This is a genomic window from Brevundimonas sp. AVps4 (assembly GCF_058681525.1).
In genome coordinates, this window is the sequence record NZ_CM178741.1 from 185,450 (window position 1) to 199,048 (window position 13,599).

Genomic DNA, 13,599 nt, shown 5'->3' on the forward strand with positions numbered 1-13,599 from the left:
GGGCGTTCACCACGATTGTAGCTGGGAGCGGCTGTCACGGATCGTGCGTTGACGGGCGTGTTTGCGGCCCCTCAGATGGGCTTCTCCCCACGCCGACCGAGGATATTCGCCGATGATGAGCCCCGCCGCCGACGACGCCCTGCGCGAAGAAGTCCGACTGCTGGGCGGAATTCTGGGCGAGGTCATTCGCGCCGAAGGCGGAGAGGCCCTGTTCGAACATGTCGAGGCGGTCCGCCAGGCGTCCGTCGCCTATCACCGCGATCCCGCCTCCCATCCGGCCAAGCGGCTGGAGAAGCTGCTGACCGCCATGAGCGTGGATCAGGCGGCGGGTCTGGCGCACGGTTTCGCCCTCTTTTCGCTGCTCGCCAACATCGCCGAGGACCGGGCCACCCGCCGACGCGCCCAGCACCAGGCCGAGGCCGGCGCCCGTCCCGACACCCCCGAGGGCGCCCTGCTGCGACTGGCCGATCAGAAGATCGACAAGGCGGCGGTGCGCGCCCTGTTGGACGAGGCCCTGATCTCGCCGGTCCTGACCGCCCACCCGTCGGAGGTGCGGCGCAAGAGCGTCATCGACCGGATCACCGCCATCTCCGATCTGCTGGATTCCTGCGACAAGGCCGGAGACGCCTGTTCGCCGGCCCAGATCAACGAACCCCTGCGCCGCCAGATCGTCATCCTGTGGGCCACGCGGCTGGTGCGCACCCAGGGGCTGGTGGTGCAGGACGAGATCGACACGGTCGTCTCCTTCCTGGACCGCATCTTCCTGCGGGTGGCGCCCAAACAGTTGTCGGCCTGGCGTCGTCTGCTGGAGGCGCCCCAGCTTCAGCCCTTCCTGCGGGTTGGCACCTGGGTCGGGGGCGACCGGGACGGCAATCCGAACGTTGACGGTGCGGTGCTGAGCGCCGCCTTCCGCACCCAGGCGCGGGCGGTGCTGGGCTTCTATCTGGAGGAGGTCCACGCCCTGGGCGCCGAACTCAGCCTGGCGGCCGAGCTGGCCGAGGTTTCGCCCGAGCTGGCGGCCCTGGCCGACGCCGCCCAGGACCCGTCGCCGCACCGGGCGGACGAGCCCTATCGCCGCGCCCTGACCGGGGTCTATGCGCGTCTGGCCGCCACCTATGAGGCGCGGGGCGGCGCACAGCCCCCCCGCCGCGCGGCCGTTGCAGCCGAAGCCTATCCCGGCCCAGACGCCTTCGAGGCCGATCTGCGAATCCTGCGCGACAGCCTGGTCTCGCACCACGGCGAGGTGTTCGCCGACGACCGGCTGAACGATCTGATCACGGCGGTGGAAATCTTCGGCTTCCACATGGCGACCCTGGACCTGCGCCAGAACTCGGACGTCCATGAGCGGGTCGTCGCCGACCTGCTGAAGACGGCCGGGGTCTGCGACGACTATTCCGCCCTGGACGAAGAGGGGCGGCTCGCCGTCCTGGCGGCCGAACTGACCTCGCCCCGCCTGCTGTTCAGCCCCTATGCCGACTACGCCGCCGAGACCCTGAAGGAGCGGGCCATCCTCCAGGCCGCCGCCGCCGCCCTGGAGGCCTTCGGGCCCCAGGCGATCCGCACCCATATCGTCTCCAAGACCGACGCCGCCTCGGACCTGCTGGAGGTCTATCTGCTGCTGAAGGAGGTGGGCCTCTACCGGCCCGAAGACCCCGCCGCCTGTCCGATCCAGGCCGCGCCTCTGTTCGAAACCATCGAAGACCTTCGGGCCTCGCGCCCGACCCTGGAGCGGCTGCTGAAGGAGCCCTCGGCCCTCGCCGTCGCCAAGGCGCGCGGCGTGCAGGAGGTGATGATCGGCTATTCGGACTCCAACAAGGACGGCTCCTATCTGACCTCGGGCTGGGAACTGCACGAGGCCTCGCGCGCCCTTGTCGAGGTGACGCGGGCCGCCGGTCTGAAGCTGCAGCTGTTCCACGGGCGCGGCGGCACGGTCGGACGCGGCGGCGGCTCGGCCTTCGCCGGGGTCCTGGCCCAGCCGGAAGGCACGGTCCAGGGACGCATACGCACCACCGAACAGGGCGAGGTCATCGCCAACAAATACGGCGAGCCCGAGATCGCCCTGCGCAATCTGGACGCCCTGACCTGCGGCGCCGTGCTGGCCTCCCTGGGCCAGGGACGGGACCAGGCCTTCACCGCCGAACACGGCGCCACCCTGTCGGACCTGTCGGCCCGGTCGATGGCCGCCTATCGCAAGCTGGTCTATGAGACCGACGGCTTCGTCGACTATTACCGCGCCGCCACCCCCATCGCCGAAATCGCCGACCTGAAGATCGGTTCGCGCCCGTCGTCGCGGACCGCCTCGACCCGGATCGAGGATCTGCGCGCCATTCCGTGGGTGTTCAGCTGGTCCCAGAGCCGGGTCATGCTGCCGGGCTGGTTCGGCTTCGGCTCGGCGGTCCAGGGCTGCGACATGGGCGAGTTGAAGGCGATGGCCGAGGCCTGGCCCTTCTTCAAGACTCTTGTTCAGAACATGGAAATGGTCATGGCCAAGTCGGACATGACCATCGCCCGTCGATACGCCACCCTGGTGAGCGACGCGGGTCTGGCCGCCGCCATCTTCGGCGAAATCCGCGACGAATGGCAGAGGACGCACGACGCCATCCTGGCCATCACCGGCCATGACAAGCTGCTGGGCGGCCAGCCGGAACTGGACCGTCTGATCCGACTGCGGATGCCCTATGTCGAGCCGCTGAACCATGTGCAGATCGAGCTGATCCGCCGCCGCCGCGCCGGCGACGAAGATCCGCGGGTGCGCGAGGGAATCCTGCTGGCGATCAACGGGGTGGCGGCGGGGCTGAGGAACAGCGGCTGATTTCCGCCGCCACCCTAAATCCAATTTAATTCAACCGTCACAGATCGGAGCCGCAAGTCTCATTACGGCGTTACAGAAGAAAGGTATTGCGCCTTCATCGCCACTTTGGGCGATTATCGTTCCCTAGGAGCTAAAACGATGAAGGTTCTTTCCCCCGTTCTCTTCGCCGTCGCCGTCCTGTCCGCCTCCTCCGCCCTGGCTCAGGAAGCCCGGATCCCCTTCGGCGATCTGGACCTGACCTCGACCGCCGGCGCCGCCGCCTTCGACGCCCGCGTCGATCAGGCGGCCGAGCGTCTGTGCCGCGACGTCGCCTTCACCGCCGGCCAGATCACCAATCGCCGCTCTTGCCGCGCGGCTGTGCGGGCCGAGGCTCTGAGCCGGCTGCCGCGCGTCCGCCGCGTCGAATATGTCCGCGCCTCGCGCGACGCCCGTCCCGTCGTGCGCGCCGCTACGGCGTCCGACGAAGGCTGAACGGCGAACCGGCGAGGGGCGCTGCGTCCCTCGCCGGTTCTCCGCTTCACAGCCATCGGGTCCGCTTGAAGGCGACGTAGAGGCCGAGGCAGACTGCGGCGATCACCGCCATGACGGCCGGATAGCCGTAGCGCCAGTGCAGTTCCGGCATGTGTTCGAAATTCATGCCGTAGATGCCGGCGATGGCGGTGGGCACGGCCAGCAGCGCCGCCCAGGAGGCGAGCTTGCGGGTGATGACCCCCTGCCTCTGCTGTTCCAGCAGATTGGCGACTTCAAAGACGGACGACAGGATTTCGGTCAGGCCGTTCAGGCGGCTGTTGACCCGTCGGACATGATCGCCGACGTCGCGGAAATAGGGTCGGACGTCGGGGTCGATACAGGGCAGGTCCAGAGACTGGAGCTTGCCCGCCACCTCCTCCATCGGCCCCAGGATGCGGCGAAACTTCAGCAGTTCGCGGCGCAGGGTGAACAGGCGGCGGATTTCGTTGCGCGACAGAAACGCCTCCAACGCCCTCTGCTCGATCTCCAGCACGGCGTCCTCGGAATGATCGACGATGGGCACATAGGCGTCGACGATGAAGTCGAGAACGCCGTGCAGCACAAAGTCCGGCCCGGCCCGCAGCTGGGCCGGCGAGGCCTCCAGCTGGGTCCGCAGGGCCGTGTGGGCGCGGTTCGAGCCGTGACGGATGCTGATGACGTGGTCATCCCCCACAAAGACGTGGGTTTCGCCGTACTGGATATGGTCCTCGATCTTTTCCGCCGTCCGAGCGACCACGAACAGTTCGCGCCCATAGACCTCGACCTTGGGCATCTGATGGGCCGACAGAGCGTCCTCGACCGCCAGGGGGTGCAGGTTGAAGCGCCGGACCAGAACCTCGAACTCGGCGTCGGTCGGGTCGTGCAGGCCGATCCAGACGAACTCGCCGGGCTGCAGGGCCAGTCCTTCGGGGGTCAGAGGCGCGGCGCGCTCCCTTTGACCGTCGCGATAGACGTAGGAGGCGACGACGGGCATGGGCGCTTCTTCTTTCTTCGGCAGTCCTCCCGACTTAGGCCAGACCGCGCGCAAACGAAACGGCCGGCGGATCGCTCCGCCGGCCGCAAACGTCATTCAGCCCGTTGGGGTCTCAAACAGGCCCCGGATCAGGAAACCGGGAAGCCCCTGACCTTCAGCAGAGCCGCCACGTCGGGGTCGCGGCCGCGGAAGGCGCGGTAGGCCTCGGCCCGGTCGGTGGTGTTGCCCGGCGCCAGCATGATCGACTTGAAGCGGCCGGCGATGTCCGGATTGAAGACGTCGCCCGACTCCTCGAAATAGGCCCAGGTGTCAGCGTCCATCGTCTCGGACCACAGATAGCTGTAGTAGCCGGCCGAATAGGCGTCGGACGTGAACAGGTGATTGAACTGCGGCAGGCGGTGCCGCATCACGATCTCCTTGGGCATGCCGATCCGCGTCAGGCTGGCCTTTTCGAAGGCGTCGATATCGGTCGGAGGCGTCGCCTGGGTGTGCAGATCCATGTCGACGATGGCCGAAGACAGGTAGCTGACGGTCGCATAGCCCTGGTTGAAGGTGGACGAGGCCTGGATCTTGTCCACCAGGGCCTGGGGCATGGCTTCGCCGGTCTGATAGTGTTTCAGATAGCCGTCCAGAATCGGCCGGCTCAGCACCCAGTGCTCGTGCACCTGCGACGGATATTCGACGAAGTCGCGCGGGGTGTTGCCGAAGGACGGATAGGTCACGTTCGACGAGAAATAGTGCAGGGTGTGGCCGAACTCGTGGAACAGGGTCTCGGCGTCGTCCAGCGAGATCAGCACCGGCTCGCCCGGCTCGGGCTTGGTGAAGTTGTTGTTGTTGGAGCCCAGGATCACCTTGGATCCGTCCAGGGTCGAGAAGGACCGATAGGTGGTCATCCAGGCGCCCGAACGCTTGCCCGGACGGGCGTAGTCGTCAGTGTAATACAGGCCGATCAGCTTGCCGGTGGCCTTGTCGTGCAGCTCATAGACCTCGACGTCCGGCTCGAAGGTCGGGACCGAACCCTTGGGCAGTTTGGTGAATTTGAAGCCGTACAGACGCTCGGCCATGGCGAAGGAGCCGGCGCGGACCGCGTTCAGCTCGAAATAGGGCTTCAGCTGGTTCTGATCCAGGTCGTACTTGGCCTTACGCACCTTCTCGGCGAAGTAGAGATAGTCCCAGGGTTCGATGTCGAAACCGGCGATCGCCTTCATGTCGGCGACCTCTTCGGCGACGCGGGCCTTGGCTGGGGCCCAGACGCGGTCCATCAGATTTTGCGCATTGGCCGGGGTCTTGGCCATGGTGTCCTGCATCCGCAGTTCCGCATGGTTGCGATAGCCCAACAGCTTGGCCCGCTGGTCGCGCAGCTTCACGATCTCGGCGATGGTCGAGTTGGTGTCGTTGGCGTCGCCGTTGTCGCCGCGGTTGACGAACTTCTTCCAGACCTGCTCGCGCAGGGCCCGGTCGTCGGCGAAGGTCAGGAAGGGGTCCACGGCCGAACGGGTGTTCAGAATGGCCCAGCCCTGCAGATTGCGGCTGCGCGCGGCCGCGGCGGCGGCGGCCTTGTTCGAGGCCGGCAGGCCGGCGACGCCGGCTTCGTTGGGGATCAGGGTCCAGCTGTTCTCATCGGCGACGACCTTCTGGCCGAAGCGAGTGAAGGCGTTGGACAGGGCGGTGTTGATCCGGCCCAGCTCGGCCTTGCCGGCCGCGTCCAGATTGGCGCCGGAGCGGATGAAGGCGTCGCGGCGGCGTTCGGCCAGACGCTTCTGCTGGGGGCTGAGGCCCATGGCGTCGGCGTTGTCGGCGACCGTCTTGATGCGCTGGAACAGTTTTTCGTTGAAGGTGATCTCGTCCGAGGCCGCCGACAGGATCGGCGACAGTTCGGTGTCGACGGCGTCATAGGCCTCGCCGCCGATGTTGGAGGTCATGACCCCATAGAGGTTGGATGCGCGGTCCAGCGGCTCGCCGGCCAGCTCCAGCGCCGTCATGGTGTTGGCGAAGGTGGGGGCTTCCGGATTGTTCGCGATGGCGGCGATGTCGGCGCGCTGCAGTTCGATGCCTTCCAGCATGGCCTCGCGCAGCTTGGCCGGGGTCACCTTGTCGAAAGGCGGCACGCCGTCATAGGGGCCGGTCCAGGGCTGGAGCAGTTCGGCCTTCGGCGTCGCCTTGGGCAGGACGGCGCGGGCGATCCGGGCCTCTTCGGCGAGGTCCATGGCGGCGGGCGCCGAGCCGGCCGGGGCGGCGCCGGAGCCGGTGGAGGCGCAGGCCGAGAGGGCCATCAGGCTGCCGCCCGCGATGAGAAGCTGGCGTCTGTGCATGGAATGCTCCGTGAAAAGGTCATGTCGCGGTCACACTTAGGCGCGCCGGGGCGGATCGTCACCTGTCCGACCCGTTAAAGCCCCGTAATCTTGTTGGAAGGATCGTCGCACTGTTCTAAAGCGCGCCTATGGCTATTGGCGTTTTCGACTCCGGCGTGGGCGGCCTGACCGTCCATCGTGAACTGACGCGGCGGTTCCCGCAGCGCGACTTCGTCTATCTGGCGGACCAAGCCCACGCCCCCTACGGCGGGCGCGGCGGCGAGGAGATCGTCGATCTGACCAAGGCCGGGTGCGAGCGGCTGTTCGAGGCCGGCGCCTCGGTCGTGGTCCTGGCCTGCAACACCGCCAGCGCCATCGCCCTGCGCCGCCTGCAACAGACCTGGATCCCCGGCCTGCGCGAACGGCTGGGCCGACCTGTGAACGTGCTGGGCATCATCGTGCCCACCATCGAGGCCGCGACGGGCCTGCCCTGGAGTTTCGAGGCCGAACGCCCCCAGGAGGGCGAAAAGATCCAGGCGGTGGACATCACCGGCGTCTTCTGCACCGCCGCCACCGCCATCAGCCGCGTGTTCGAGATCGAGATCGACAAACGGCGCGAGGACATCGCCGTCTTCTGCGAACCCTGCCCCGGCCTGGCCGGCCTGATCGAACTGGGCGCCCCGGTCGAAGAACTGACGGTGGTGGTGAAGGATCATGTCGACGCCCTGCGCCGCCGCATCGGCCGCCACCCGGACAAGGCCATATTGGGCTGCACCCACTATGAGATTATCGCCGAACTGTTCGCTGAGGCCCTGCCGGCGGGTACGGCGCTGATCGAACAGCCGACGGCGGTCGCCGACGCCCTGGACCGCTACTTCGCCCGCCATCCCGAATACGCCCTGGGCGACGGCGGCCGCCGCGACTTCCTGACCACCGGCCAGGCCGGGCCTCAGTCGGACCTGATCGCCCGCTTCTGGGGCGCCCCGCTGACCTTCGATCAGGCTTAAGCGCAGCGGCTCAACACCCCGGACAGTCCGGCAGGGGTTCGTTCTCCAGCTGGAGCGTGGTGTGGCGGATCGCATGGCGTCGCGCCACCGCCTGAGCCTCTCGCAGAAGCGTGTCGCCGTCCGTCCGGTCGTGGACCAGGTGGGCCGTCAGGGCGGTCTCGGTCGTGGACAGGGCCCAGACGTGCAGGTCGTGCACGGCGCGCACGCCCGGCAGGGCGCACAGTCCCTGTTCCAGCGCCGTCATGTCGACGTCGTCCGGCGCCCCGTCCATCGCCAGATGGACCGAATCCTTCAGCAGGCCCCAGGTCGACCACAGGATGACGGCGACGATGACCAGGCTGACGATCGGATCGACCACGGACCAGCCGGTCAGCAGAATCATGCCCCCCGCCAGGACGACGCCCAAGGATACCCCCGCGTCGGCCATCATGTGCAGATAGGCGCCGCGCGCGTTCAGATCGTGCTGGGACTTCATGAACAGCAGGGCCGTGCCCAGATTGATGATGAAGCCGACGGCGGCCACCGTCATGATGACGCCCGAGCCGACCGGCGCCGGTTCCGCAAACCGCCGCACGGCCTCGAAGGCGATGGCGCCGCAGGCGAAGATCAGCAGCACGGCGTTGGCCAGGGCCGCCAGGACCGTCGCCTTGCCGAAACCGTAGGTGCTCCGTCCGCCCGCCGCCCCGTGCGCCCCGCGCCGCGCCAGCCAGGCCGCCCCGCCGGCCATGGCCAGGCCCAGGACATCCGACAGATTATGGCCGGCGTCGGCCAGAAGCGCCGTGGAATCCGCGATCAGCCCGGCCGCGAATTCGCAGACCACAAAGGCCAGATTGACCGCCAGGCCGACGGCGTAGCGCCAGTCTCCTGTGTCCACGGGGCCATGGGCGTGCCCATGGCCGTGATGGTGATGATGACGCCCCCCGTGCGCGTGGTGATGACCGTCGTGCGCATGATCATGGTCGTGATCATGGTCGTGGTGGGCGGAGGGGTTTTCGGGCTGGGCTGTCATGGCTCTCGCCTATACGCCAATTCCGCAAACAGCGAAGCTGCTACATGATAACGCTTTGAATGTTATCATGTAATATCCCATCAATGCTGGTGCAGCGCGACCAGCAGCCCCAGGCCGATCAGGGCCAGGCCCAGCACCGCGCCTTCATAGCGCGCCCATCGCTCCAGCCGCAGGATCGAGGCGCCCGCGCTGGCCAGGGCCGTGAAGACGGCCATGCCGGCGATGGTGCCCAGGGCGAAGATCAGGGTCAACAGGGCCAGGGCCGCCATCCCCTCCGAGGCCGAAGACAGATAGATGGGCAGCAGAACCTCGCCCGGGGACACGGCCATCATCGCCACCAGCCCCAGGAAGGCCGCCTTGTCCGACACGGCGGGGGCGGCGATCTCCAACGCGGGGCCGCCCGCCACGGCCGGGCGTTTCAGCGTGGCCCGCGCCAGATAGAAGGCGCCGAACAGGAACAGCAGGACGGCGGCAAGATGCGGCAGCAGACCCTCCACCCAGCGCTCGAGCGCCAGGCCCGCCGCCACGATCAGCCCGCCGACCAGGGCGGTGGTGGCGATATGGGCCAGGCCGGCGACGGCCACCACCGCCAGCACCCGCGACGCGCGCCAGCCCTGCGCCCGCCCCACCAGGGTGAAGGGCAGCCAGTGGGTCGGAAGGGCCGCATGCAGGAAGGCCGCGACGAAGCCGCCTCCCAGGAGAGACAGCAGGACAGGCGGGTCGGACGGCGGGGACATGACCGGCCCTATAGCTTGTTACTTTATAACAGTCGAGCCCAAATCGCCCCTACAGCCAGTCGGCGAAAGGCTCGCGGTCCAGCATCTCCTCATAGGTGGGGCGGGGGCGGATCACGGCCCACTGTTCGCCGTCCACCAGAACCTCGGGGACCAGGGGCCGGCTGTTGTATTCGCTGGCCATGACGGCCCCATAGGCGCCGGCGCCGGTGAAGACCACCAGATCCTCGGGCTCCAGCGGCGGCAGGAGCCGGTCGCGGGCGAAGGTGTCGCCGGTCTCGCACACGGGGCCGACCACATCATAGGGTCGGGCCGCGCCGGGCCGGGGATTGACCGGCCGGATGTCGTGATAGGCGTCATAGAGGGCCGGACGCATCAGATCGTTCATCGCCGCGTCCAGCACCAGGAACCGGCGGCCGTCCGAGCGTTCATTCACCTGGATCACCTGGCTCAGCAGCACCCCGGCGTTGGCCGCCAGAAGACGGCCGGGCTCGAAAGCCGCCTCGACCTCCAGTCCCGCCAGGACGCGGGCCGCCATGGCGACATAGTCGGCCGGCGACGGCGGCTCCGTCCCGCCGGCGTAGGGCACGCCCAGACCGCCGCCCAGGTCGAGCCGGGTCACGGCGTGGCCCTGGCGTCTCAGCTCGCGCGTCATGTCGGCCAGGATCGTGAAGGCCGCCTCCAGCGGCGCCAGGTCGGTGATCTGGCTGCCGATATGACAGGCCAGGCCCACGGGCGTGGCGTGGAGCGAGGCCGAGGCGCGGGCGTAGAGCGCCATCGCCTCCTCGACCGGAACGCCGAACTTGTCGCCCTTGCCGCCCGTCGTGATCTTGGCGTGGCCGCCGGCCCCGACATTCGGATTGACCCGCACGGCGACGGCCGGGGCGGCCTGCATCAAGGCGGCGACGGCGATCAGCCGGTCCAACTCGGCCCCGGATTCGATATTGATCTGGCGCACGCCGACGCTGATGGCGAAGGCGATCTCCATGTCGGTCTTGCCGACGCCGGAGAAGATGATCTTGTCGGCCGGCACCCCCGCAGCCAGGGCCCGGCGGATCTCCCCTTCCGAAACCGTATCGGCGCCCGAACCCAGCCGGGCCAGGGTCGCCAGGACCGAAAGGTTGGAGTTGGCCTTGACCGCAAAGGCGATCAGGGCCTCGCCCAGGGCGTCGCGGTGGGCGTCGGCGGCGGCGCGCAGCAGGCCGTAGTGCCGCTTCAGCGTCGCGGTCGAATAGACATAGACGGGCGTGCCCACCTCGTCGGCGATCAGCTCCAGCGGCGCGCCCTCGGCGTGCAAGGCGCCGTTCTTGAGATCGAAATGGTGCAAGGCGGCCTAGCGGGGGTCGTTGGCGGCGGGATTGGCGCCGAAGGGATTGGAGGGGCCGCCGTCGATCGGCACGCTGCTGGACGGCCGGTTGATGGTCGCCGGCTCGGGCAGGCTGGGGGCGCGGCTGCTGCGGGGCGCCCGCTCGGTCTCGCGCCTGGGCGATTCCAGATCGGCCATACGACCGCAGCCGGCGACCGACAGGGCGAGCAGGCCCGCGAGGATCATGGTCTTCTTCATAGGCGGGCTCTCCAGTCGGCGATACGCGCGCGGACCTGTTCCGGCGCGGTGCCGCCATAGCTCTGACGGCTCCGGCACGAAGCCTCGGCGGTCAGCACCTTGTAAACCGCTTCCGTGATCCCCGGCTCGAGTTTCTGCATTTCTTCCAGCGGCAGTTGCGACAGGTCCACGCCCAGGGCTTCCGCCTGTTTCACCGCCGCGCCCGTGACGTGGTGCGCCTTGCGGAAGGGCAGGTTCAGTTCGCGCACCAGCCAGTCGGCGAGGTCCGTCGCGGTCGAAAAGCCGGCGCCGGCTGCGGCCGCCATCCGTTCGGTATTGGGCCGCAAGGCCGAGACCATGGCGGTCATGGCGACCAGGGCCAGGTCCAGGGCGTCGAACGCCTCGAACACCGGCGGCTTGTCCTCCTGCATATCCTTGGAATAGGCCAGCGGCAGGCCCTTCATTACGGTGGACAGGGCGACCAGCGACCCCATGATCCGACCGGTCTTGGCGCGCACCAGTTCGGCGGCGTCGGGATTGCGCTTCTGCGGCATGATGGACGAACCGGTGGTCAGGTCGTCGGGCAGGGTGGCGAAGCCGAACATCGGCGTCATCCAGACCACGATCTCTTCGGCTAACCGCGACAGGTGGCCCGCCGTGATCGAGGCGGCGGCCAGGCTTTCCAGGGCGAAGTCGCGGTCCGAGACGGCGTCCAGCGAATTGGCCATCGGCCGGTCGAAACCCAGTTCCGCCGCCGTCATATGGCGGTCGATCGGGAAGGGCGAACCGGCGAGCGCCGCTGCGCCCAGGGGGCTTTCGTTCATCCGCGTCCGGGCGTCGGCGAACCGGCCCGCGTCGCGGCCGAACATCTCAACATAGGCCATCAGATGATGGCCCAGGGTCACAGGCTGGGCGGTCTGCAGATGGGTGAAGCCGGGCATCAGGTCGGCCGCATGCTGTTCGGCCCGGTCCAGAAGCGCGGCCTGCAAGGCCTTCAGCTGGGCGGTCGAGCGGTCGCAGGCGTCGCGGACCCACAGGCGGAAGTCCAGGGCCACCTGGTCGTTGCGGCTGCGGGCGGTGTGCAGCCGCCCCGACGGCTCGCCGATCAGCTCGGACAGTCGGGCCTCCACATTCATGTGGATGTCCTCGAACTGGTCGCGGAAGGGGAAGGTTCCGTTCAGAATCTCAGCCTCGACGGCGTCCAGCCCCTTCAGAATGGCCTCGGCGTCCGCCGACTGGATCACGCCCTGTTTGGCCAGCATCCGACAATGGGCGCGCGATCCGGCCAGATCCTGACGCCACAGACGCCGGTCCACCCCGATGGAGACGTTGATCGCCTGCATGATCTCGGCGGGGCGCGACGAAAAGCGGCCGCCCCACATGTCTTGACCTGCGGGCTTCGCCGGGGCCTTAGAAGCATCGACTTGGGCGGTATCGGAGGCGGCGTCGGTCATGAGTGGCTCGAGAAAGGCGATCTGGGCGGTCGTCGGCGCTCTGGTGCTGATCAGCACGCTCGCCGGCGCCGGCGGCTTGGCGATGTCGCTATACGCCAATCATAGGCAGAAGGCGCAACCCCAGACGACGCCCGTCGCAAAAAGCGATCTGGCCCGGTTCGCCGTCGGACCGCTGGCGGCGCTCCAGACGCCGTCCGAACTCAAGCCCGCGCCCGAATATATGTTCCGCGACCGCAACGGCACGGCCGTGCGGTTTTCGGCCTTCAAGGGCAAGGTGGTGGTCGTCAATCTATGGGCCATGTGGTGCGCCCCCTGCCGCACCGAAATGCCCACCCTAGCGGCCCTGGCCCGGTCCTATCAGACCAACGAGGACCTGATCGTCCTGCCGATCAATGTCGACGCCACCGCCGACGCCCTGGCCGACGCCAGGAGCTTCATCGACGTGCACGAGCCTCTGCCGCTGTACAGCGACATCCGCTTCCAGCTGCCGTTCGAGTTTCCGGGCAAGGGCAAGATGCCCCAGACCGTCTTCCTGGATCGCGAAGGCCGCATCCGCGCGATCTTTGCAGGCGAGGCCGACTGGAACAGCCCCGAGGCCCACGCCCTGATCGACGCCCTGCTGGCGGAAGGCGCGCCCGCCGCCTGATCCGGGGGGAGCCTCAGTTTTCGTCGGGCACGCGCCGGTCGGTCGCGGGGTCCACGGCGCCCGGCCGACCTTCGGCGGCGGCCTCGGCCTGGTTTTCCTCCAGCTTGTCGGCGACCTTGCCGGCCCCGCTCTCGATCGCCTGAGCCGCCTTCATGGCGCCGGACTCGATCACTTCGCCGGCCTGGGACGCCGCCTCGGCGGTGTTGTCGGCGGCCGCCTCGGCATGGGCCTCGGTCTTTTCCTGCTCCGCCTGGGTGCAGGCGGCGGCCCCCAGGGCGAATGCGGCGGCGACGGTCAGCAGCATCGACTTGCGGATGGTCATGCGAATTCTCCGGTCAAGGTTGTCCGCCGGTGAACGCCGCAGGGGCGTACCGGTTGCGCCTGTGGCCGAACCGTCGATGTCGGAGAACAAGGGGAAGGTGGTGACTGGAGGCGGGATCGAACCGCCGACCTGTGGGTTATGAATCCACCGCTCTAACCATCTGAGCTACCCAGTCGTATCCCGCATCCGGGCCTTCGCGAGGCCTGGGCCAGCGCGAAAGAGGCGTGCCTATATCGCCGTCGCGCGCGCGGTTCAAGTCGTGTCGATGCAGATCGTGCGGCGATAGGGCGCAAGACGG

At 68.1% G+C, this 13,599-nt stretch carries 12 protein-coding genes and 1 tRNA gene; 4 read left to right on the plus strand and 9 right to left on the minus strand.

Annotated elements, in window-relative coordinates; all coding sequences use genetic code 11:
* The first annotated feature begins 112 nt into the window (after positions 1 to 112).
* Both ppc and ACW178_RS00925 read left to right on the plus strand, forming a co-directional pair.
* Complete coding sequence (gene ppc, locus ACW178_RS00920) at positions 113 to 2,812, plus strand: phosphoenolpyruvate carboxylase (RefSeq protein WP_492024775.1); 2,700 nt, start codon at positions 113 to 115, stop codon at positions 2,810 to 2,812.
* 138 nt (positions 2,813 to 2,950) lie between these two features.
* Positions 2,951 to 3,283, plus strand: coding sequence for a UrcA family protein (locus tag ACW178_RS00925; protein WP_287105847.1), 333 nt, complete (start codon positions 2,951 to 2,953; stop codon positions 3,281 to 3,283).
* A 46-nt stretch (positions 3,284 to 3,329) separates the two neighbouring features.
* Here ACW178_RS00925 and ACW178_RS00930 read toward each other — a convergent pair whose 3' ends face one another.
* Positions 3,330 to 4,295, minus strand: a complete 966-nt coding sequence (locus ACW178_RS00930) for a magnesium and cobalt transport protein CorA (RefSeq protein WP_492024776.1) — start codon at positions 4,293 to 4,295, stop codon at positions 3,330 to 3,332.
* A gap of 128 nt (positions 4,296 to 4,423) precedes the next feature.
* Positions 4,424 to 6,607 carry a M3 family metallopeptidase gene (locus tag ACW178_RS00935; protein WP_287105843.1) on the minus strand — a complete coding sequence of 728 codons (2,184 nt, stop codon included), beginning with the start codon at positions 6,605 to 6,607 and terminating at the stop codon, positions 4,424 to 4,426.
* Between the two features lie 128 nt (positions 6,608 to 6,735).
* Here ACW178_RS00935 and ACW178_RS00940 point away from each other — a divergent pair, with 128 nt between their 5' ends.
* Positions 6,736 to 7,593: a glutamate racemase gene (locus tag ACW178_RS00940; protein ID WP_287105841.1), complete on the plus strand. Its 858-nt coding sequence runs from the start codon at positions 6,736 to 6,738 to the stop codon at positions 7,591 to 7,593.
* 10 nt (positions 7,594 to 7,603) lie between these two features.
* On the opposite strand, the gene ACW178_RS00945 is transcribed toward ACW178_RS00940, so the two are convergent.
* The 5 genes from ACW178_RS00945 to argH form a co-directional block, all read right to left on the minus strand.
* On the minus strand, positions 7,604 to 8,602 hold the full coding sequence (locus tag ACW178_RS00945) for a cation diffusion facilitator family transporter (protein ID WP_287105839.1): 999 nt from the start codon (positions 8,600 to 8,602) through the stop codon (positions 7,604 to 7,606).
* A gap of 80 nt (positions 8,603 to 8,682) precedes the next feature.
* Positions 8,683 to 9,339, minus strand: a complete 657-nt coding sequence (locus tag ACW178_RS00950; RefSeq protein WP_152949005.1) for a hypothetical protein — start codon at positions 9,337 to 9,339, stop codon at positions 8,683 to 8,685.
* Positions 9,340 to 9,388: 49 nt separating this feature from the next.
* Positions 9,389 to 10,663, minus strand: coding sequence for a diaminopimelate decarboxylase (gene lysA, locus ACW178_RS00955; protein ID WP_287105837.1), 1,275 nt, complete (start codon positions 10,661 to 10,663; stop codon positions 9,389 to 9,391).
* A gap of 6 nt (positions 10,664 to 10,669) precedes the next feature.
* The gene (locus ACW178_RS00960) at positions 10,670 to 10,900 is read right to left on the minus strand and encodes a hypothetical protein (RefSeq protein WP_152949007.1); all 231 of its coding nucleotides are present in this window, start codon (positions 10,898 to 10,900) and stop codon (positions 10,670 to 10,672) included.
* Positions 10,897 to 12,333, minus strand: a complete 1,437-nt coding sequence (gene argH / locus ACW178_RS00965) for an argininosuccinate lyase (protein WP_191558112.1) — start codon at positions 12,331 to 12,333, stop codon at positions 10,897 to 10,899. Before argH ends, ACW178_RS00960 begins: the two co-directional genes overlap by 4 nt.
* On the opposite strand from argH, the gene ACW178_RS00970 reads away from it, so the two are divergent.
* Positions 12,332 to 12,979: a TlpA family protein disulfide reductase gene (locus tag ACW178_RS00970; RefSeq protein ID WP_152949008.1), complete on the plus strand. Its 648-nt coding sequence runs from the start codon at positions 12,332 to 12,334 to the stop codon at positions 12,977 to 12,979. The two genes, argH and ACW178_RS00970, sit on opposite strands and share 2 nt — an antisense overlap.
* Before the next feature lie 13 nt (positions 12,980 to 12,992).
* On the opposite strand, the gene ACW178_RS00975 is transcribed toward ACW178_RS00970, so the two are convergent.
* On the minus strand, positions 12,993 to 13,301 hold the full coding sequence (locus ACW178_RS00975; RefSeq protein WP_191558113.1) for a hypothetical protein: 309 nt from the start codon (positions 13,299 to 13,301) through the stop codon (positions 12,993 to 12,995).
* Between the two features lie 98 nt (positions 13,302 to 13,399).
* Positions 13,400 to 13,476, minus strand: a tRNA-Met gene (locus tag ACW178_RS00980).
* Positions 13,477 to 13,599: the final 123 nt, after the last annotated feature.